Source organism: Aeromonas sp. 2HA2, from assembly GCF_029237345.1.
GTDB classification, from domain to species: Bacteria; Pseudomonadota; Gammaproteobacteria; order Enterobacterales; family Aeromonadaceae; genus Aeromonas; species Aeromonas salmonicida.
The window spans coordinates 50,321-71,264 of record NZ_JAACGB010000013.1 but is presented as its reverse complement, the minus strand read 5'-3'; the positions used below and the strand labels follow the sequence as shown (position 1 = coordinate 71,264).

At 58.3% G+C, this 20,944-nt stretch carries 14 protein-coding genes and 1 riboswitch; of the genes, 8 read left to right on the top strand and 6 right to left on the bottom strand.

What is annotated here, in order from left to right:
• Positions 1-392: 392 nt before the first annotated feature.
• Entirely contained in the window at positions 393-1,844 is a 1,452-nt protein-coding gene (locus GWQ29_RS16255; protein WP_275919849.1) for an aminoacyl-histidine dipeptidase, read from the top strand.
• A gap of 718 nt (positions 1,845-2,562) precedes the next feature.
• Here GWQ29_RS16255 and GWQ29_RS16250 read toward each other — a convergent pair.
• The 5 genes from GWQ29_RS16250 to GWQ29_RS16230 form a co-directional block, all read right to left on the bottom strand.
• Positions 2,563-3,564, bottom strand: coding sequence for a dipeptide ABC transporter ATP-binding protein (locus GWQ29_RS16250; RefSeq protein WP_275919848.1), 1,002 nt, complete (start codon positions 3,562-3,564; stop codon positions 2,563-2,565).
• Complete coding sequence (locus GWQ29_RS16245; RefSeq protein ID WP_275919847.1) at positions 3,561-4,556, bottom strand: ABC transporter ATP-binding protein; 996 nt, start codon at positions 4,554-4,556, stop codon at positions 3,561-3,563. Before GWQ29_RS16245 ends, GWQ29_RS16250 begins: the two co-directional genes overlap by 4 nt.
• 25 nt (positions 4,557-4,581) lie before the next feature.
• Entirely contained in the window at positions 4,582-6,399 is a 1,818-nt protein-coding gene (locus GWQ29_RS16240; RefSeq protein ID WP_275919846.1) for an extracellular solute-binding protein, read from the bottom strand.
• Between the two features lie 151 nt (positions 6,400-6,550).
• Entirely contained in the window at positions 6,551-7,594 is a 1,044-nt protein-coding gene (locus tag GWQ29_RS16235; RefSeq protein ID WP_275919845.1) for an ABC transporter permease subunit, read from the bottom strand.
• 112 nt (positions 7,595-7,706) lie between these two features.
• On the bottom strand, positions 7,707-8,732 hold the full coding sequence (locus GWQ29_RS16230) for an ABC transporter permease subunit (protein ID WP_275919844.1): 1,026 nt from the start codon (positions 8,730-8,732) through the stop codon (positions 7,707-7,709).
• 746 nt (positions 8,733-9,478) lie between these two features.
• Between GWQ29_RS16230 and GWQ29_RS16225 the strand changes: the two genes are divergently transcribed.
• From GWQ29_RS16225 to GWQ29_RS16195, 7 genes are all read left to right on the top strand, one after another.
• Positions 9,479-12,097: a TonB-dependent receptor gene (locus GWQ29_RS16225; RefSeq protein WP_275919843.1), complete on the top strand. Its 2,619-nt coding sequence runs from the start codon at positions 9,479-9,481 to the stop codon at positions 12,095-12,097.
• Between the two features lie 108 nt (positions 12,098-12,205).
• A complete protein-coding gene (locus GWQ29_RS16220) occupies positions 12,206-12,970 on the top strand; it encodes a DUF3450 domain-containing protein (protein WP_111588389.1) in 765 nt (254 codons plus the stop codon).
• Complete coding sequence (locus GWQ29_RS16215) at positions 12,967-14,340, top strand: MotA/TolQ/ExbB proton channel family protein (RefSeq protein ID WP_159167081.1); 1,374 nt, start codon at positions 12,967-12,969, stop codon at positions 14,338-14,340. Before GWQ29_RS16220 ends, GWQ29_RS16215 begins: the two co-directional genes overlap by 4 nt.
• Before the next feature lie 10 nt (positions 14,341-14,350).
• Positions 14,351-14,878, top strand: coding sequence for a MotA/TolQ/ExbB proton channel family protein (locus GWQ29_RS16210; protein ID WP_021139801.1), 528 nt, complete (start codon positions 14,351-14,353; stop codon positions 14,876-14,878).
• Positions 14,879-14,940: 62 nt separating this feature from the next.
• Positions 14,941-15,348 carry a biopolymer transporter ExbD gene (locus tag GWQ29_RS16205; RefSeq protein WP_021139802.1) on the top strand — a complete coding sequence of 136 codons (408 nt, stop codon included), beginning with the start codon at positions 14,941-14,943 and terminating at the stop codon, positions 15,346-15,348.
• Between the two features lie 15 nt (positions 15,349-15,363).
• The gene (locus tag GWQ29_RS16200; RefSeq protein WP_021139803.1) at positions 15,364-15,999 is read left to right on the top strand and encodes an energy transducer TonB; all 636 of its coding nucleotides are present in this window, start codon (positions 15,364-15,366) and stop codon (positions 15,997-15,999) included.
• Between the two features lie 11 nt (positions 16,000-16,010).
• The gene (locus GWQ29_RS16195; protein ID WP_275919842.1) at positions 16,011-17,246 is read left to right on the top strand and encodes a tetratricopeptide repeat protein; all 1,236 of its coding nucleotides are present in this window, start codon (positions 16,011-16,013) and stop codon (positions 17,244-17,246) included.
• A gap of 294 nt (positions 17,247-17,540) precedes the next feature.
• Here GWQ29_RS16195 and GWQ29_RS16190 read toward each other — a convergent pair whose 3' ends face one another.
• Positions 17,541-20,540: a glycosyl hydrolase family 18 protein gene (locus GWQ29_RS16190; RefSeq protein ID WP_275919875.1), complete on the bottom strand. Its 3,000-nt coding sequence runs from the start codon at positions 20,538-20,540 to the stop codon at positions 17,541-17,543.
• A gap of 148 nt (positions 20,541-20,688) precedes the next feature.
• Positions 20,689-20,774, bottom strand: a riboswitch (cyclic di-GMP riboswitch).
• Positions 20,775-20,944: the final 170 nt, after the last annotated feature.

Below are 20,944 nucleotides of genomic sequence, written 5' to 3'. Positions count from 1 at the left end.
AAAACTCCTGATTGCTTAACAAGTTACGTACCTTTAATGCGGGCTCAAATCCTTGAACAGATACTCGGTTCCATGGAGGCGCACTTGCTTTGCTTCGGTTCCCTGGAGGCACTCCTCGTCATCCTGACGGGTGGCGAACCACGGTCACTAATTTACCAGCCGGCGCCATAAACACAATGTTTTTGTGATGTGCATCACATAATTTCTTTTGTGCTGGGTCTGGTCACTCACACATCGGCTGCACGCTGTGAAGCGCCAGATTGTCAGCACAAGTCGCCCGCAATTTGCGCTGTTCGCTCACATTTTTGTGTGATTGACTGTATTATCGTTATCCTCTTCCCCGGCCCGTTGATGGGGCCCAATCATTTTCCTTGCTGGTAAGGAGTCCCGACGTGGCACAGCTTAGTTCTCTCTCTCCCAAACTGATTTGGCATTTCTTCGAGCAGATCTGCTCCATTCCCCACCCTTCCAAGCACGAAGCCCGCTTAAGCGCCTGGATAATGCAGTGGGCCCAAGAGGAAGGTCTGGCGGTCAAGCAAGATGCCGTGGGCAACATCATCATCAAAAAGCCGGCCACCCCCGGGATGGAGAACCTCAAGGGTGTGGTGCTGCAGGCCCATATCGACATGGTGCCCCAGGCCAACGCCGACACCCGGCATGATTTCACCCAAGATCCCATCGATGCCTATATAGACGGTGACTGGGTGACGGCCCGCGGTACCACCCTCGGTGCCGACAACGGCATGGGCATGGCCGGCTGCCTGGCCGTGCTGGCCGACAAGAGCCTCAAGCATGGCCCGCTGGAAGTGCTGCTGACCACAGACGAAGAGACTGGCATGACGGGCGCATTCGGACTGGAAGCAGGCTGGCTGGAAGGCGAAATTCTGCTCAACACCGACTCGGAAGAGGATGGTGAGGTCTACATGGGTTGCGCCGGTGGCGTGGATGCCAATATTCGCTTCCCGCTGGAGCTGGTAGCCACTACCGAAGGTGAAGGGTTTGAATTGCAGGTGAAGGGGCTGCGTGGCGGTCATTCCGGCGTTGACATCCACCGCGGTCGTGGCAACGCCAACAAGCTGCTGGTACGCCTGCTCAAGGCTGCCGAGCCACTGGGCGTGCGTCTGGCCGAGATCCATGGCGGCACCCTGCGCAACGCCATTCCGCGTGAAGCCCGTGCCAAGCTGCTGGTGCCCACTGCTCACGTCAATGAATTCAAGGCCCTGGTCGATCGCTACGCCGGTATCTACCAGAGCGAACTGACCGCCACCGAAGCCAACCTGACAGTGCTGCTCACGGCTCAAGACAAGCCGGCCAGACTGATGAGCGAGACCCTGCAGGCCCGTCTGCTGGACGCCCTGATGGCCTGCCCGAACGGCGTTATCCGCATGAGCGATGCCATCCCGGGCGTCACCGAGACCTCCACCAACCTGGGCGTCATCAAGACGCTCGAAGGTGAGATCTATGTGCAGTGCCTGATCCGCTCCCTCATCGACTCCGGTCGCGAGAGCGTCGAGCAGATGACTCGCTCCCTGTTCAATCTGGCCGGTGCCAGCTGCGAATTTACCGGTGCTTATCCTGGCTGGGCGCCGGATGTGGACTCCCCCGTCATGGCACTAGTACGCAACAGCTACCAGACCCTGTTCGGCGAGATGCCCAACGTCATGGTGATCCACGCTGGCCTGGAGTGCGGCCTGTTCAAGAGCGCCTACCCGGACTGGGACATGGTCTCCTTCGGTCCGACCATTCGTGGCGCCCACTCACCGGACGAGAAGGTACATATCCCGGCTGTCGAGCGCTTCTGGCAGCTGCTGGTCCATGTGCTGGAACAGATCCCGGCCAAGTAAACCTGCAAGCTCATCAGCGGGAGTCGGCCTCTGATCTTTCGCAGAATAGGTTGAGCCCGCTGCCCCCTATGAGTTATACCCCGCCCAGTGCGGGGTATTTTTTTGCAACCGTCACCTGCCGTGCCAGCACACTCCCGAGGAGCTGGATCGGAACATCTCCCCCCCCCCTTCTTTGATCCACCCACCCTTCATCTGCTTGAGCATCCCAATACCGCCATCCGGCGATGCATGTCTCTGAAACCGTCTCCATGAACAGAACTGGGTTTGAAAACCTTTTCCATGATTTATGTAACTTTACCACTCAAAAAGTTGATCCATATCACATAAGGCCATAGGATCGAATTGTGACTCAGGTCACAAAAAACAATTAGATAACAGAGCGATGAGGTGAATATATGTTTGAGAACCTGGCAGTATTGTTCCACCTTAAGGGTGCAACCAGCAAAAAAGGCGCCGTAGAGAAAGACACCTACGCCCCGTCAACCCGTGAGTACTACTTCCGTTACGGTGCCTGATGCATCAGGGAAGTACATTAAAAGTAGTAAAATTACACACATTATAATCCGTACAACAGCCCCCCCCTGTCGGGGCCGCTGTCCTGCCCTGGCCAGATGTTCCACGGCCAAACCTGAACTCCAACCATGAAGATGGGGCCCACAGGCCCCATTTTTTTATTGCTTCTCTTCCCTGCCTTCCAGCTGTGACGCCGGCAGCGACATCACACCGCCTTTCCCAACGGCACCGCCTCAGCCACCGGCAAGGGGGTGTGGCAAGCTACCTCATGGGCATCCCCATCACAAATCTGCAGGCTCGGCGCCGTATTGCGGCACAGATCCGTGGCATGGGGGCAGCGTTGATGAAAGTGGCAACCGCTGGGCGGCGATATGGGAGAAGGTACATCGCCGGTCAGCAGGATGCGCTGGTTGCGACGTCGCGGATCCGGTACCGGAATGGCCGAGATCAGCGCCTGGGTATAGGGATGGCGAGGGGACAGGTAGAGGGTTTGCGCATCCGCCAGCTCGACAATCCTTCCTAAATACATGACGGCAATGCGATCCGAGATGTGTTTCACCACCGACAGGTCGTGGGCGATGAAGATGATGGCGAGGTTCATCTCCCGCTGCAGGTTGAGCAACAGATTGACGATTTGGGACTGCACCGACACATCAAGGGCCGATACGGCCTCGTCGCACACCAGCAGCTTGGGCTTGAGGGCGATGGCGCGGGCGATGCCGATGCGCTGACGCTGGCCGCCGGAGAACTCGTGCGGGTAGCGATCCACCGCACTTTTCGGCAAACCGACCTTGTCCAGCAGCGCCAATACCCATTCTCGCCGCTGCTGGCTGTCGCCCTTGCCGTGGATGATGAAGGGCTCTTCCAGGATCTGGCCCACCGTATGGCGGCTATTGAGGGATTCTACAGGATCCTGAAACACCATCTGCATCTCCTGGCGCAGGGAACGCATCTCTCTGGGCGAGAGCTGGGTGATATCCCGTCCCTCGAAACTGATGGTGCCGGCAGTCGGCTCGAACAGCTTGAGCAGGGAACGACCCAGGGTGGACTTGCCACAACCTGACTCCCCTACCAGCCCAAGCGTCTCCCCCTGTTTCAGATCGAAACTGATGCCATCCACCGCATAAACGGTGTAGTGCTTGCGCAAAAAGCCACCGCCCAGCCGAAAATGCTGTTTCAAATCCCGCACGGATAAAAGCGTGTTCATACGGCCAGCCCCTTCCAATGGTGACAGGCAACCCCATGGCGGGGATTGAGCTGTTCGGTCGCCGGAATGGCGATCACACAGAGCTCGGTGGCGTGTGGGCAGCGATTGGAAAAACGACACCCGGCCGGCATCTCGTGCAGGGCGGGCACCTGACCCTTGATGGTCTTTAGCAGGCTCTTGGGCACATCTTCCAGCCGAGGGATTGAGCTCATCAGACCATGAGTATAGGGATGGCGCGGACTGTCAAACAGCTCAAAGACATCGGCCTGCTCCACCGCCCGGCCGGCGTACATCACCACCACCTCGTCGCACAGCTCCGCCACCACACCAAGGTCGTGAGTGATGAAAATGATGGCCATGCCCGTCTGGGCCTGCAGCTCTTTCATCAGCTCCAGGATCTGGGCCTGGATGGTCACATCCAGCGCCGTGGTTGGCTCGTCACAGATGAGCAGGTCCGGCTCGCAAGAGAGCGCCATGGCAATCATCACCCGCTGACGCATACCACCCGACAGATTGTGGGGGTAGACGGCAAAGCGCTGGGTTGGCTCAGGTATGCCCACCTTTTGCAGCATGGCGATAGCCGCTTCCTTGCGCTGGACCTTGCTGTACTCAGGCCTGTGGAGGCGAAACACTTCCATCAGCTGATCACCGACCGTCTGCACCGGGTTCAGCGCCGTCATCGGCTCCTGAAAGATCATCGAAATACGGTTGCCGCGAACCTTGTACATCTGATCCGGCGCCAGGGTGAGCAACTCCTCTCCCTGAAAGCGGATGGAACCGGCTACTACCTGGCCATGGGGCTTGGGCAAGAGCCCCATGATGGCGAGGGAGGTGACGCTCTTGCCGCAACCGGACTCGCCGACTATCCCCAGGGTCTGGCCCGGGGCCACAGAGAAGCTGACCCCATCGAGTACTTTTATCTTGCCGTCGTCGACGGCGAACTCCACCTCGAGATCGCTTACCTCGAGGATGGGAGCCTGTATGGTTGGCATAACAGCCGCTCCCTTCTCAATGGCATCAATGATGTGCATAGGTCTTGTCGAGCAGGTTGATGGGCGCCAGCGCCTCTCCTGCCTCCTTGGCTTTCAGGGTCTCTTCCTTCACCTTGGGATCGAGCCAGAGCAGGCCGCCGCTGCTGTGGGGGTAGCCATCCATGGGCCAGTAGAGCAGATCCGGGGTATTTCTGGTGGCAGGCACCTCGGGCAGCATCACATGGCGCCAGCTGCTGGCCCGCACATAGTTGAGCTGTACACCGGGCACGAAGATGGCGAGATCATAGATACGCTGCTGGATTTGTTGTGAGAGCTTAGCCCGTTTGGCCATGTCGAACTCTATGTTGTAAGCGTCGATCAGAGTGTCGAGCTCCTTGTCAGCCACGTTGAACAAGTTGTTGGTCTGGGGCTTGTTGGCGTTGGCCGAATGGAAGGATTCCCAATACTGGGGATAGAGACCGCCGCCGCCCCAACCGAGCCAGGCTGCCTCGTGTTTCTTCTCCAGCATCACCTTGAAGCCGGTGGCGCCATCCACCAGATTGAGCTCCAGATCCAGGCCCGCCTTCTTGGCTTCCTCTTTGAGCACAGTCAGTCGCTTGGAGTGCTCCTGGGTGGTGTAAGTGAGCGCCAGGGTCAGCCGCTCGCCCTTGTCGTTTTGCAAGATGCCGTCCGGCCCCTGCTTGCCATAGCCGCCCTTGGCGAAGTACTCCCGTGCCTTGGTGATATCATAAGCCCGACTTGGCAGTGACATGTCGGTAAAGTCACCGAAACCCGAGCCGAAAGTGGTCGCCCTGTCATAGTCGCCACGCAGTACCGTCTCGATCATCTTGTCGAGGTTCATGGCATGCTGAATGCCAAGGCGCACATTCACGTCCGACAGTTTGGGGTTACTGACATTGAGGTGTACCCCCTGCCCCCCCTGCTTGGTGTCGGTCATGGCCATCACCTTCTGCACATACCCTTTCTTGTATTCCGGCGTGACCGCTTTTTCATGCCACCAGTTGGGCAATATCATCTCGAAGGTATCGAGCTCCCCCTTCAGGAAGTGGCGAAACGCTATGTTGTGATCCCGGATCACCTGCACCTTGATGGTGTCGATATTGAATCTGTGCTGGTTGTAACGATCGTCTTTGGCCCACCAGTCTTGCTGCTTGCTGAAGGTGATGGACTTGCCCTTCTTGACCTCGCTCATCACATAGGGACCCGTGGTCGGGACCACGGCCCAGTTGTACTTTTTCACCCAGTTGGGGTCGAGCTTGTAATAATGTTTGGGCTGGGGCCACAGCTCGGTGGTGTTGAGCAGGTCCAGCTTGGCCTTGCGGCTGCCCGCCTTGACCAGAATGGTGTGGGCATCAATTTTGTCTACCGCCACCACTTCCGTGGTGTAGTAGTTGTTGAACCAGGGCCCTTTGATGTGTTTGGAGCGCATCATCTCGTAGCCGAAGGTGTAGTCATCGGCAGTGACCGGCTTGCCATCGGACCACTTGGCGCGCGGATCCAGCTTGAAATAGACGGTCTGGCTGTCTGGCGCTATGGCCCAGTGGGTCGCCAGCGATGGTATGGGATTGCCGGTATTGGGGTGAAAACTGATGAGTCGCAGCTGGTTATCCAGAATATAGGAGCGGAACGAACCATTGGAGTCCGGCCCCACGGTGCGAAACGTCAGGGGAAAGCTGTCGACAAACATGGTGATGCCACCACCGGGCAGCGCCTTGGGAGACGCGAATATCGGGTCAGTATCATTGGTCTCCCACTTGAGATCCGCGGGCAGATTGGCGGCCCAGACCCAGGATCCGTTTACCAGTAGAAAAAGAGCACCTATCCATTTGATTTTATTGTTCATGTTTGACTTCCAAGTCTAGCCCCTGCACTGGGGGTCTTGATTGATAACGGGTTTATCCCTTGCTCCCGGGACCGCCTGTGGTGGCAGCCCGCCCTTCATTAATTACTGTTCGTAGCCCAGCGCATGCCGACGCGCGGTGGCGCCAGCTTTATCACTGATAACGGGTAAATTTGCGCGGGTCAAACGCCTCGCGGATCGCCTCGCCGATAAAGGAGACCATGATCAGCACCAGACTCACCGCCGCCACCACTGAGCTGACAATCCAGATGGCATCCAGATTGTTGATGCCCTGGGAGAGCAATTCCCCCCAGCTCGGGGTCGGCGGCGCCAGACCAAAGCCCAGATAGTCCAGCGCCGTCAGGGTGGAGATGTTGCCCACCACGGCAAACGGCGCCAGGGTGACGATCATCATCAGGGTATTGGGCAGTATGTGGTTGAAGATGATGCGTTTGGTGGTGGCCCCCAAGGCCCGCGCCGCCATCACATAGTCTCGTGCCCGTTCCTTGTAGGTGAGGGTGCGCATGTACCAGGTGATCCCCATCCAGCCGAACAGCACGTTGATGCCGACAAAGAGGCCGAAGTTGGGCTTGGCCAGCGACACCAGGATCATGATGACGTAGAGAAACGGCACCTGGGACCAGATCTCGATGAAGCGTTGCAGGAGGAGGTCAAAGCGCCCGCCGAGGAACCCCATCATGCAGCCTATGGTCACCCCTATGGCGTAACTGGCCGCCAGAGCGATAAAGGCAAAGCCGATTGCGATGCGAAAGCCGTAGACCAGCCGCGCCAGCACGTCGCGACCGCTGGTGTCGGTGCCGAGGAAGTGGCGCTCCGCCACACTGGGCGCGTAAGGGGGATAGGCATCCTCCTTGAAGTCCTGTTCATAAGGGTTCCAGGGCACCAGCGGCAGCAGTACCCAGTCGCCTTTGCCTTGTGCTGCGAACTTGGCCTTGAGCTGGCGGTAATTGGTCTCGTACTCGTAATCGAGCCCGAAGTGCTGGCCCGGGATCACATCACCGTAAGTGGGAAAGTGGAGCTGGCCCTGATAGCTCACCATCAGTGCCCGGCTGTTGACCAGCAGCTCAGCCAGCAGGGAGAGCACCACCAGGGCAGTGAAGATGACAAAGGAGTAGTAGCCGCGCTTGATCGACTTGAAGCGCTTGAGTTTTTTCAGCGTAACCGGGTTGAGGTTCATGGTTATTCTCCAAACCGCACGCGGGGGTCAACAAGGGCCACGCAGATATCGGAAACGACATGGCGTGATATCAGCATCGGCATGACAAGAGAGTTCTGGTTCTGGTTCACGTTCACTCTCCAAACCGCACGCGGGGGTCAACAAGGGCCACGCAGATATCGGAAACGATATTGCCCACCAGCATCAACATGGAGGTGATGGCCAGAATGCCCATGACGGTAGGGTAATCCCGCTCGACGATCGCCTCGTAGCCAAGCAGGCCTATACCGTCGATGTTGAAGATGGTCTCGATGAGGAAGGAGCCGCCGAAGAAAACAGTGAGCACAGACCCCAAGTGACTTGCGATGGGGATCAGGCTGTTGCGCATGGCGTGGTCGGTGACCGCTTTGCGAAACGGCAACCCCTTGGCCACGGCGGTACGCACATAATCCGCCGACAGATTCTCCATCAGGCTGTTTTTCATGGTCATGGTCAGGATGGCGAAATCCCCGATGGCGTAGGCGATGAGCGGCAGAAGGGCATGGGCAAAGACGGTGCGGACCCGATCCCAGCTGCTCTCCATGTATTCAAAGTCGTCCCCCGGAAAACCGCCCATGGGCAGCCACTCCAGATGGAAGGCGAACACTGTGATGAGGAAGATCCCCACCACATAAGCGGGCAGTGCATAGGCCATGTAAATGAGCATTGAGCTTAAAGAGTCAAAGCGGCTGTTATGCCTGAGGGCTTTGGCAACCCCGAGCGGTATTGATACCGCATAACTGAGCAGAAAGGTCGCCAACCCGAAAAAGGCCGTCACGGGAAGCTTGTCCTTTATCAGACCCCATACTGGCTCGTAGTAGCGGGTCGACTCCCCCAGATCCAGCACAGCCAGCTTCTGCAGCCACTCCCAATAAGCGACCAGCATGGGCTTGTCCAGCCCGTAAAATGCCTTCAACTCCTCGATCTGTTCATCGGAGAGCGCCTGAGCCCCCTTGCTACCACTGGATCGCCCGGTCTCATTCTGTGAGACCTGAGCCTGCAACAGCATGCGTTCGACCGGGCCGCCCGGCACGAAACGGGTGATGGAGAAGACGAGCAGGGTGATACCGAGAAACGTCGGGATGATCAAGAGCATCCGACGTAAGAAATACGACAGCATGGTGAAACCTCGTCCTTGTTGTTCTTGTGTGGCTAGTCAATTCCGATGACCTGCCTGTCCTTCCTGGCATTACTCACTGGATAGTCTGTTTATTGGCAGACAATCCGCTCGGTCACTGTAAAAGCTCTGCAACAAAAATCAAGTACAAGAAAGGGTAAAACCGATGGAAATGGCCACTTGGTGTAAAAGCTGCAAGAAAATGACGTTTTTTATTTAAAAAAGAAAAATCAAAACAAAACGCTGGCTATCAATTAAATTTTAAAAACAATAAACAGTTGTTTAACTGCTATTAAAGAAAACCCAACCACATGAATTTAAATGGCTTTAGCTTCCAGCCCACCGAATTGAAAACGATATCAACACAACACCTCTATATTGTTCTACGGGTAACGACCAATGGTATCTATCGCCACTAAAATAGTGTTTCCTCCTTTTTTTTCTCATTTTCACAAAACAAGATACAAAGAGACATCAGCATTAATAATAAGTTCATCACTTTTTAGTTAGGCGACAAAAAAGGCATTTAACAAAATTTTCACATTGTTTTGAATGTTATTCATAGAATTATTCACTGAGAAGACGCCACACAAATAACACACTCCTCTTATTGCACTCAGCTTGCACTCGGCGCTCTGCTTTTCCCCTGCTCCATTGACGTCACCAGCCAAAGATTGATAAGCCTTACGCATCGCTCCAACGAGGGCGGTATGGAAGCAAACAAAAAACAACCAGGAAGGATATAAGCGATGCTTAGGAAAAGCAGACTCTCTGCTGCCGTAGCGTTTGCCTTGGCGAGCGCGGCAGTTATGACCACCCCTGTCTTGGCCGAAGAAGGCCAAAACGTCGAAAAGCTGCAAAAAATCAAGGTTACCGGCTCACGCATCTCCCGCGTCGATGTGGAAGGTGCCACCCCTGTTGTCTCCGTCAGCAAAGCCCAGATTGAGCAATCAGGTCAGCAGACAGTGGCCGACTACCTGAAACAAGCCTCCTACAACTCCTTCGGTGGTGTATCCCCCTCCTCCGGCAGCTCTTTCCAATCCCAGGCTACCGTAGGCCTGCGCGGCCTTGGCTCGGAGCGCACCCTGGTACTGTTGAATGGCAAGCGGGTAGCGGGCTCTCCCACCATGGGTGGCACAGCCATCAACCTCAATACCATCCCCATGGCGGCGGTTGAACGGGTGGAAGTGAACCTGGATGGCGGCTCAGCCATCTATGGCTCCGATGCCATCGGCGGTGTCATCAACGTGGTGCTCAAAGAGGGCTATGAGGGCTTGACCTTCCAGGGCCGCATTGGCAGCCCGACCGAAGAGGGCGGTGACGAGAAGAGTGGCTCCATCGTCGCCGGTGTCGCCAGCGAGAAAGGCTCACTGATGGCGGTCTACGAGCACGACCAAAAAGACGTCATTTACAGCCGAGATCGCGACTATCTCGCCAAACAGGGCAACGACTCCCCCAGCGTCTATGGCCGCAACGTGGAAGGGATCACTGGCCTGGATGGCAATGGCGACCCCATCTGGAAATATGGTCCGCTGGCGGGTGCAGCCAATGCAGACGGCACCTGCAAGGAACCCTTCACCAATTTCGAAGGCGGTTGCAACTTCAACTACGGCCAGGTAGCGGCCAAGACAGCTTCACGCAGTCGTGACACCCTCTATTTGAACGGTCGTTATCATATCAACGACAACGTTGACTTCGTGCCACAAGTCGTTGCCTCCCGGGTCGAGAGTTTCGGTCGCTTTGCACCCGCAGCAGGCGCCTTCACCATAGACCCTGCCAACCCTAAAAACGCCCAGTTCTTTACCGACAACGGCCTGGATGCCGCCGCCACCCAGGGCCTGGGCGAGGCTGCCTATGCCTACTACCGCTTCAACAACGTCGGCCCCCGTGACAATTTGGTCACTGACACCACCGGCAGCATGAACCTGGGTTTTGAAGGCACCCTAGCCACCGAAAGCGTCGGCGACATGCAGTGGAACGCCGGCTACATGTACTCCAAGACTGACAACAAGGAGAACGGCACCGGTTATGTACTGAAGTCCGCCGCCCAGAAAGCGGTCGAAGATGGCAAATTCGTCGGTGGCGAATTTGATGCCTCCACCACTGCCTCCATGGCTGCCGACACCAGTCGCCGGGCCACCATGGACTTCTACCAGTGGTATGCCGGTGTCCAGTGGGATATGGGCGAACTGCCGGCAGGGCCGGTCAGCTGGTACGCAGGCGCCGAGTACAACGACTGGGTCTATGCCGACAAGTACGATGCCCAGTCCGAAGCTGGCAACATCATAGGCTCAGCGGGCAACTCATCCGGTGGCTCTCGTGATGTAACGGCTGCTTATATCGAATCACTGGTCCCCATCACGGATGAGATTGAGCTCAACGTCGCCGGTCGTTACGACAAGTACAGCGACTTTGGCAGCGCCTTCTCGCCCAAGACCAGCCTGCGCTACCAGCCGCTGGACAACCTGATGCTGCGTACCTCCTGGTCCCGTTCGTTCCGCGCCCCCAGCCTGAGCGATCTCTATGCTGCTGACTCCTTCTCTGCCGACTGGGCCAAGGATTATGTCTATTGCGCAGCAAACGGCGTCTCGGCGGCGGACTGTCCCAATCGCCAATACGACACCACCCGTACCGCCAATGAGAACCTGAAAGAAGAGACTGCCGATACCTGGAACTTCGGTGTGGCCTACAGCCCGCTGGATGATCTGAATCTGTCACTGGACTACTACACCATCAAGATCACCGATGTCATCCAGCTGAACTCACTTCAGTCCATCATCTATGACGAGCTGAACAACGGTGGCTCAAGCAACATAGTCCGTAACAGCCAGGGCAAAATCAAAGGTGCCATCGCCCCCATGGTCAACCTGGGTGAGCTGAACACCAGCGGTCTGGACTTCAAGGCGGACTACAAGTACGACCTGAACGTGGCGACGGTGCGTTATGACTTCGGTGGTACCTATATCCTGGAGTACAAGGAAGGTCTGTATGCCGGTGGTCCCGTCATCGACAAGGTCGGCCAAAGAGGCAAGCCTCAGATGCGCTTCAACACTGGGGTCGGTGTCAATGTGCCCCAGTGGTGGAACATGGACACCTACCTGAGTGCGAACTACATCGACTCCCAGAGCCAGGACTACATCGCCGATACCGGTGCTGAAGTGGGTCACATTGCGTCCCAGACTACCTGGAACCTGAACGTCGGTGTCGAAGCCCCCTGGGATGGCAAGATCCAGGTCGGCGTGAAGAACATGTTCAACGTAGGTCCATCACTGGAAAGCGATGGTTTCACTTATGACCGTGAAGAATCATCAAGTCTGTACAGCATCGATGGTCGCATCTACTACCTCGACTACACCCAGAAGTTCTAATCAACGCCGTTGATATATGACCCAAGCCGGCCCGGTCGGGCCGGCTTTGCCCAACGTCCAAGGAAGTTACGGAGATAGGGTAATCCTATGAAGACAAGGACTATTAAAATGAAGAAAGCGCTCCTCGGCAGCCTGGTATCCGCTGCCTTGCTGACCAGCTTCAATCTGAGTGCCGCCTCTGCCGGTCAGGCAGTGGACGCTCAAGCCGCCACCGACAATGCATCCAAAGTTTCCCAGCAGAAGATCGACACCTACGCCGAATCTGCCGAGTCTGCCCTGGCCCAGTACAAGGCAGCCTTGCGTCAGGCGGACAGCCTGCGCGCTTACAACGAACAAGTGGGCAAAATGGTCGATTCCCAGGCCAGCGAGCTGGCCTCGATGCAGCGCCAGATTGCCCAGATCGATCAGACCAGCACCGAAGTGGTGCCCTTGATGCTCAAGATGATCGACTCCCTCGAGCAGTTTGTATCGCTGGATCTGCCGTTCCAGAAGGTCGAACGGGAGGACCGCGTGGCGGCCCTGACCGACCTGATGAACCGGGCCGATGTCACCATCTCCGAGAAGTACCGCAAGATCCTGGAGGCCTACCAGATCGAGGAGGGCTTCAGCCGCACCATAGAGGCCTACAAGGCCAGTCTGGACAAGGATGGCGGCGAGAAAACCTACGAATTCCTGCGGGTGGGCCGCATCGCCCTGCTCTACCAGTCCCCGGACGGCATGGAAACAGGGGTCTGGAACAAGCAGACCCGCCAGTGGGAAGCCTTGCCACAAGAGTATCGCAGTGCAGTCGAACAGGGCTTGCGTATCGCCAAGAAGCAGGCACCGCCCGCACTGATCAAGCTGCCGGTACAAACTGCGGAGAAAGCATCATGAAAGGAATCAAACTCGCCATTGCCTCCCTGATTGCGGGAGCTACCCTGTTCACCCTGCCGGTGACCGCCGCCGAGAAACCGGTGGACCTTAACGCCCTGCTGAACCAGGTCAAGGCCTCCAGCCTGAGCGAATCCCAGCTCAACAAGGAACGGGAAGCCCGCTTCCTGGCCGACAAGAACCAGCAGACTGCGTTGCTGGCCAAGGCCAAGGCCGAGCTCGCCGCCGAAACCGCCAAGGGCGAGCAGCTCAAGGCCACCTTCGATGCCAATGACAAGCAGCTGACCGAACTGACCGACACCCTGCGCCAGCGTTCTGGCAACATGGGTGAGATGTTCGGGGTAGTGCGCCAGTTTGCCGGTGAGTTCAAGGGCATTTTCCATGCATCGCCCATGCGGATCCTGCATCCGGAGCAATCCGAACTGCTGACCAAATTGGCAGAGAGCAAGGAGTTGCCCTCCAGCGAAGAGCTGGAAGCCTTCTGGACCGCGACCCTCAGCCGCATGGTTGATGGTGGCAAGGTGAGCCATATACCGGCAACGGTTGTGTATGGCGAAGGCAACCAGGCAGACAAGACAGTCACCCAGATCGGTGAGTTCAACACAGTTCTGGAAGGCAAGTACCTGAACTTTGTGCCGGAAACCGGCAAGTTCGAGCAGCTCTCCCGTCAACCTGACAGCAAGATCACCTCACCGATCGCTGACTTTGAACAGGGCGGCGATGGCCTAAAACCCATCTATATTGACCCGTCACGGGGTGTGATCCTCTCTCTGCTGGTGCAATCACCGACACTGGGCGAGCGTATCGATCAGGGTGGCGCAGTAGGCTATGTGATCCTGGCGCTGGGTGCCATCGGCGTGCTGCTCGCCCTGTTCTGCGGTGCTCGTCTCTCCCTGATCGGCGGCGCCATGCGCAAGCAGCTCAAGTCCGACAAGGTGATCAAGGGCAACCCGCTGGCTGACATGCTGACGGCCTATGAGACCCACCGCGGTGACAACATAGAGGATCTGGAATCCAAACTGGATGAAATCATACTGCGCAACGTGCCCAAGCTCGAGAAAGGGGTCGGCATCATCAAGCTGATCGCCTCGGTGGCGCCGCTGCTGGGCCTGCTGGGTACAGTGGTCGGCATGATTGCCACCTTCCAGGCCATCACCCTGTTCGGTACCGGCGATCCCAAGCTGATGGCGGGGGGTATTTCAGAGGCGCTGGTCACCACAATGCAAGGTCTGGTCGTCGCCGTGCCCATGCTGTTCCTCTATACCCTGGTACAGACCCAGAGCCGCCGCCTGATCCAGATCCTGGAAGAGCAGAGCGCCGGTTTCGTCGCCCGTTATCAGGAAAGCCTGCACGCCTCCAAAGCCGCAGCGTAAGGAGTCTCCCATGTGGTTCTGGTTGATAGAAGAAGCGGAGTCCATTCGCCGCTTCCTGGGAATGGGAGGAGATGTGCTGGTTGCCATCTTCTTCCTCACTCTGCTGATGTGGGCCCTGCTGCTGGAACGTTGGATCTATTTTCTGACTGTCTACCCGCAGCAGGCGAAAGGGACACACCAAACCTGGCAGGCACGCCAGGATCATCTCTCCTGGTCTGCCAAGCAGATCCGGCGTGAGCTGGTCTCCCGGGTGGCGCTGGCCGTGGACAAGGGGATGCCGGTCATCAAGGTGTTGATCGCACTCTGTCCCCTGATGGGGCTGCTGGGAACCGTGGTCGGCATGGTGCAGGTGTTTGACACCCTGGCCATCACTGGCACCGGCTCCCCCAGAGCGATGGCATCCGGTATCTCCAAGGCAACCATTCCGACCATGGCAGGCATGGTCGCCTCCCTGTCGGGCTTGTTCTTCGCCAGTCGCCTTGAGCACAAGGGCCGACTCGCTGTCGACAAGCTGGAAGACAGTCTGAAACACGGATAAGTCAGGGACAGATAGCTGGCGGGGAGTCTCTCCCCGCCCGATACAAGCAAGGAGTTTTTGCTATGAGAAAGCGTCACAGCGCAAGCAGCGCAGACGAGGCGGCGATCGATATGACCCCCATGCTGGACATAGTGTTCATCATGCTGATCTTCTTCATCGTCACCACCTCGTTCGTCAAGGAAGCCGGGGTTGAGATCAACCGCCCGAGCGCCAATACCGCCGAGACAGTGAAAAAAGGCAACATCATGGTCGCAGTCCGTGAAAACGGTCAGGTCTGGGTCGACAAACGCATGGTCGAAGTGGGCGCAGTTCGCGCCAACATAGAACGACTGAGAGCGGAAAACCCGGAAGGCGCCGTAGTCATTCAAGCCGATGTTGAATCCCGCTCCGGTGTCGTGGTGCAGGTGATGGATCAGATCCGCATGGCGGGAGTACAGAACATCTCCATTGCCGCCAACAAAGACGGCTGATGCCAGGGGTCACCTATGAGATACCTGATATCCTTTGCCGCCGCCTTCCTGGTGGTGTTTGGCCTCTTTTGGGGCATGAACAAGCTGGTCAACCAGGACAGGCGCGAGCTGCAGGAAAAAGAAGACGTCAGCATGGTCGACTTCATCCGCCTCAAGCCGCAGGAGACACTGCAAGAGAAACAACGGGAGCTGCCCAAGCCGCCGCCGCCGAAACGCCCGCCACCCCCTCCCGAGATGGAAGTGGCCAGTACGGACAGGCCCAAGATGGAAAGCTCGCCCATGGACATGCCCAAACTCGACCTCCCGGTCAACATAGGGGGCGGCAACGCCCTCGGTGCCTACAGCACGGGCGGCGGTGGTGGCGGTATGGGTGGCAACAACGGTGCCATCCCACTGGCAACCTTCGAACCCATGATGCCCCGCAAGGCGGCGCTGGCCGGGCTCGCCTCCGGCAAGGTTCTGGTGGAGTTCACCGTGACCGAACGCGGCACCGTCAGCAATATCCGCATCGTGAAGGAAGAGCCGCGCAGCTATGACCTCGGCAAGGCCGCGCGCAAGACCATCACCAAATGGACCTTCAAGCCGGCCATGGTGGACGGCAAGCCGCAAGCCAGTCGCATGCAGCAAGAAATCGAGTTTGCGACCAACTAAGGAAGGTGGCGATGAAAAAGTTACACACCCTGATCCTCGCCCCGGTTGCCATGGCGGTGCTGCTCAGCACCGCCAGCTGGGCCGCCGAGCAACCAGCCCTGTCGGATCGCGCCTATCGCGCGGTCAACAAGGCGCAGGAGTTGATCACAGAGAAGAAATACGGCGAGGCCAATGCCAAGCTGCAGGAGGCGCTGTCCGGTGCCGGCGAGCGCGTCTACGACAAGGGGGTGATACTGCAGACCCTCGGCTTCGTGGCCGCACAGCAGGAAAAATACGGTCAGGCGACCAAGTACTTCGCCGAGGCCATCGCCACCGGCGGCCTGCCCCAGCCCGTGGCCCAGCAGGTGCGCTACAACCTGGCCCAGCTCTACATGGCGGAGGGGAACTTCAAGGGTTCCATCAGCACCATGAACCAGTGGTTTGCGAGTCTGGGCAAGGATGAGAAACCGACCCCGCACGCCTACATCACCCTGGCCAACGCACATGTGCAGCTCAAGCAGTATCGAGAGGCCATCCCTGCGGTGGATCAGGCCATCAAGCTGTCGGCGGGCAAGGCGCCGGAGTCCTGGTATCTGCTCAAGATGGCAGCGCACTACGAGCTGAAACAGTACAAGCCGGCCACGGAGGTGCTGACTGCCCTGGTGGACAAGTTCCCGGAGAAGAAGAAGTACTGGACCCAGCTCTCCGCCATGCACATGCAGGCGGGCAACGATGCCAAGGCGCTGGCGGCGCTCGAATCGGCCTACAACCTCGGCATGCTGACCGAGTCGGCCGAATTGCAGCGCCTCGCCAACTACCTGGCCTTCGCCGGCATTCCCCACCGCGCGGCACGCGTGATGGAGAAGGCGATGAAGGATGGGAGCATAGAGAACAGTGCAGCCAACTACAAGACACTGGCCAACTACTGGCATCAGGCCAAGGAGCTGGATCCGGCCATCGATACCCTGGCCAAATCCTACCAGATGGCCCCCAGTGCCGAGCTGCAGCTAAAGATGGCGCGCATGATGATCCAGAGCAAACGCTATCAGGATCTGGTGGCCCTGGCCGCCAAACCGGCAGCCAATGCCAGTGGCGAACAGCGGGCGGATCTCAAGTTCCTGACCGGTGTCGCCTATTTTGAGCAGAAAAAGCCGAAGGAGGCACTGAGTGCCTTCACCCAGGCTGCACAGAATGGCAACGTCAGCGGTCGCGCTGCCCCCTGGATCAGCTTCCTCAAGGAGCAAGAGGGAGAGGCAGTCACGCAGTAAGCGCCGAGCGCACCGGCTCAGGCCATTCACTCCCGGGTCGAGGTCAAGGCTCAATGACGCGAAACGGGTGCGGGCGCCCTCCCCACCCCCGTTTCATACCACAAGGGGTTCGCCCCACCGCTTGCCTTGGTGGCAATTGGCCGCTCTTCGGAGCGGTCTTTTTTATGCCTGCGACCTCCTCTTTATATCTGCCGTCATAAAAAATCCGGAGCCTGGGCTCCGGATTGGGTCATTCATGGATACGGGCATTACCTCACCTGTGGGGGTGTCGGCCGCGCCCGCTCCGTTGCGCCATCAGTAACTGCATACCAGCTTCCAGCTGCCATCGGTCGCCTTGGGCTCGCTGCTGGTCCACCAATTCGCCTGCCACACCACCTTGTTATGGGTGATGCGATCGCCACCACCTGCGTGATCCCCTTGCGGCCAGGTCGGGTAGGCCTTGTAGGCCGCCGGATTGACGTTCTGGCTGCTGCAGGTGGCGCCGCCCGGGTTCTCACCACCTCCCGAGCCCAGTACGGCCTCTGGCAGGGTCGGGAACTCAGCCTTGAGACCTATGGTCTGGCTGCCGCTGATGATACGCATGCCGCTCGGCACGCCGGCTGCGGGCAGGTAGTAGGTCATGGCGACTTCAACTTCAGCGCCCGGCGCCAGGGTCTGCCAGCTCGGCAGGTTCATGGCGACCTTGTGGAAGTCCTTCTCGTTGGCAATGCCCTCCGAGTTGTCGTTGCCACCGCTCTCCGCCACTTTCAGCCCCATGCCACTCTGATCCGTGATGGTGTCAGAGGTGGACGTCGGCATCAGAAACTCGATGCGAGCGCCGCCCGGAATGGTCTGGGTCGACTTGTTGACCAGCTTGAGTTTCGGGTTGATCGGGTAGTTGGAGTCTCCTTCCTTGAAGCCGGAGAGGCTGACCTGGATGTCGAGCTGGGCACTCGGCGCGGCCAGATCATTCTGCTTGTTGTTGTACGGAGTTGCCTTGGCAAACTTCTCGTAGGCAAGAGTCGTCAGAGTGCTGCCCATGCCGTACTCGTTCTTGGCCGGATCGAAGGCGTAGTCCCCCGCCATCTCCCAGAACATGACGCCACCCAACCCGCGCTTGATGATGTAGTCCAGCTTGTGACCCATGGACTCTTCATCTTCAGTGGAGAGGAACACCTTCTTCTCCTCGTTCCAGAGCCAGGGCGCATGGGCCTTGTCATCGTAGTAACGCACATACTTGCCCTGCATCACGTGGGCCGGATTGTTGGGGTCCAGACCCCAGGCCGTGCCGTAACTCGGCAGCGTGGTGATGCCCAGGCTGGCCGCGTGCTCCAGGTTCTTGGCATGCCACATGGGCACGGCGCCACCGCCGATCTCCTTGCCGTTCTTGTCCAGATCATGCCAGATGTTGTCGATGCCGACCGCACCATTGCCGCACGGAATCGTACTGCCACCGGTGCCCGGCTGGCACTCGTTCTGGCTCGGCAGGGCCGCCTTGCCACCCAGACCGTGACTGCCACCGCTCACCCCCTGCCAGCCGCGGGTGTAATAGGGCACACCCACGTTGATCTTGCCGGCCGCCAGCGCACCGCGGAAGTAGTGGGCCGACCAGGCGGCGTTGAGGTAACCGATACCGCCAAACTGGGCCTGATTGTATACGCCCCAGTGGGAGAGTTCGGGATCGGCATTGTTGTCGAACAGGGCCGCGTTGTGACCGACAAAGTGGTTCCAGGCACCGTGGAAGTCATAGGTCATCAGGTTGACGTAATCCAGATACTGGGTGACCTGGAAGTTCTCCATGCCGCGCAGCAGGTAGGCTGACGCCGGTGAGGCTATGGTCAGCATGTACTTGCGCCCATCCTCGGTCCCGGCATTGTCGAGCCGCGCCCGTAGGGTCTTCATCAGCACCTCGTAGTTGGCAAACAGCTTGGCACGGCACTGGTTGGAGAGTGGGAAGTCGTTGGGGTTGCCCGCATCCTTCATGGAGGTGGGGTACTCGTAGTCCACATCCACCCCATCGAAACCGTACTGGCGGATGAAACTCACCGCCGAATCGGCAAAGGCGTTGATGCTGGCTGTGTTGACCGAGCAGTCGCCCTTGGTGGTGGCGGTGTAGAAGCCGCGGGTATCGGCCCAGCCTCCGACCGAGATAAGGGTCTTCACGTCCGGATACTGCTTCTTGTACTTGGAGATCAGGTTGAAGTGGCCCTGATAGGCGAATTCGGGATCCATCTCGGCGCCCGGCACACCATCCCAGGTCAGCTTGGTGGCCGCATCATCCACCTTGATCTGGTGACTCTGCTCGTCCACAGCCGCGAAGGCGTAGTTGATGTGGGTGAGCTTGTCCCAGGGGATGTCGTTCACCAGGTAGGCGGGCAGGCCATTCTTGCCAGTGCGCCAGGAGGTGAAGTAACCGATCACCCGGCGGGCGTGGTCATCCCCCATGCACTCGTAACCGTCCGGGCGATAGATCTGGCGAATGTCACAAGAGAGGTTGCCACCGGTGGGCGGCAGCGCCGCCTCTTCCACCTGCACATCGACCTGGGCAGACTCGCCCACCAGATTTTCCTTGTCGGTCGCCACCAGCTTGAGGGCGGCAGCCCCCTTGCTCTGGGGCGTCCAGCTCACCTGCCAGGGGGCGCTGACGTCTTCACCGACTTTCTTGCCATCCACATAGAGCTCGACCCTGGCCACGTCATTGTTGGCATCGGTGACATTGCCGCTGACCGCCACGCTGCGCCCCAGGGTCACCTTGGCGCCATTGGCCGGGCTGCTGATACTCACCCCGGGCGCCTCTGGCGCGACCACGGCATTGACGCTGAAGCTGGCATCCGCCTCGCTCAGCACAGTGCCATCCTTGTCCAGCCCACGAGATTTGAGTTGATGGGGGCCGACACCGGTAGCGACCCAGCTGGCCAACCAGGGGGCCCCGCTGCTCACCGCCACCTGCTGACCATCGATCAGATACTCGACCTTGACCAGGGCGCTGCTGTTGCCGCTCAGGGTGACCGCCAGGGCCACGGGTACACCTTCGTTGAAAACGCTACCAAGAGCGGGCGAACTGATTGCCAGCCCAAGGCCCGGAGTCGTGCCGCCGTCGTTGAACAGCTTCCAGGCATCAGCCCAGACAGCACCCACACCGGGGGCATAGTGATAGGGGGATGCCCCGCACCAGCCGGAGTAGGGAAATTCTTTGCATTCGTAGAGAGCGCCTGCGTTGCTGACCACATCGCCAGCCTTGTAAGCGGTGCCGGCCTGATAGGCGGGATAAGCGGCTTGTACCCAAGCGGGCATGGCAGCCAGGGCCACCAGCATGGCAAGTCTGCTGGGCCTTAAGGTCTGTTGCATATTGTTATCTTCCTTGTTTTGTCTTGGCATTGGTCACCAGGGCAAAGAACAAGCGCAACCGGCGTGATGGGAGCAGACAACTGGCAATGGACGTGCCACAAACACCACCTTCACCCTGGGAAGCCCCGCTATCTGGATCGACTGATCTGGAGACCGGAGGCATTGCGTCCCGGCATTTCGACCGGTTTGCCCTTTACCTGGGTTCCGTGAGGAACAAGCCGAGTATAGGAATCAACCAGCAGAGTCTCAATCTTCATTCTCGAAGAAAAATATGTGGATGCAAGCCAGATCACACTTTCCCGAGAACAGTGAATTAATGATTTTGTCATTAATTTCATAACGTTAGTCAGGTCAAAAAAACCAGCACTGCC

Excerpts from the sequence above, each read along its gene's own strand:
- GWQ29_RS16250 (WP_275919848.1), bottom strand. The coding sequence starts at position 3,564 with ATGAACACGCTTTTATCCGTGCGGGATTTGAAACAGCATTTTCGGCTG.
- GWQ29_RS16245 (WP_275919847.1), bottom strand. The coding sequence starts at position 4,556 with ATGCCAACCATACAGGCTCCCATCCTCGAGGTAAGCGATCTCGAGGTG.
- GWQ29_RS16240 (WP_275919846.1), bottom strand. The coding sequence starts at position 6,399 with ATGAACAATAAAATCAAATGGATAGGTGCTCTTTTTCTACTGGTAAAC.
- GWQ29_RS16235 (WP_275919845.1), bottom strand. The coding sequence starts at position 7,594 with ATGAACCTCAACCCGGTTACGCTGAAAAAACTCAAGCGCTTCAAGTCG.
- GWQ29_RS16230 (WP_275919844.1), bottom strand. The coding sequence starts at position 8,732 with ATGCTGTCGTATTTCTTACGTCGGATGCTCTTGATCATCCCGACGTTT.
- GWQ29_RS16225 (WP_275919843.1), top strand. The coding sequence starts at position 9,479 with ATGCTTAGGAAAAGCAGACTCTCTGCTGCCGTAGCGTTTGCCTTGGCG.
- GWQ29_RS16220 (WP_111588389.1), top strand. The coding sequence starts at position 12,206 with ATGAAGAAAGCGCTCCTCGGCAGCCTGGTATCCGCTGCCTTGCTGACC.
- GWQ29_RS16215 (WP_159167081.1), top strand. The coding sequence starts at position 12,967 with ATGAAAGGAATCAAACTCGCCATTGCCTCCCTGATTGCGGGAGCTACC.
- GWQ29_RS16210 (WP_021139801.1), top strand. The coding sequence starts at position 14,351 with ATGTGGTTCTGGTTGATAGAAGAAGCGGAGTCCATTCGCCGCTTCCTG.
- GWQ29_RS16205 (WP_021139802.1), top strand. The coding sequence starts at position 14,941 with ATGAGAAAGCGTCACAGCGCAAGCAGCGCAGACGAGGCGGCGATCGAT.
- GWQ29_RS16200 (WP_021139803.1), top strand. The coding sequence starts at position 15,364 with ATGAGATACCTGATATCCTTTGCCGCCGCCTTCCTGGTGGTGTTTGGC.
- GWQ29_RS16195 (WP_275919842.1), top strand. The coding sequence starts at position 16,011 with ATGAAAAAGTTACACACCCTGATCCTCGCCCCGGTTGCCATGGCGGTG.
- GWQ29_RS16190 (WP_275919875.1), bottom strand. The coding sequence starts at position 20,540 with ATGCTGGTGGCCCTGGCTGCCATGCCCGCTTGGGTACAAGCCGCTTAT.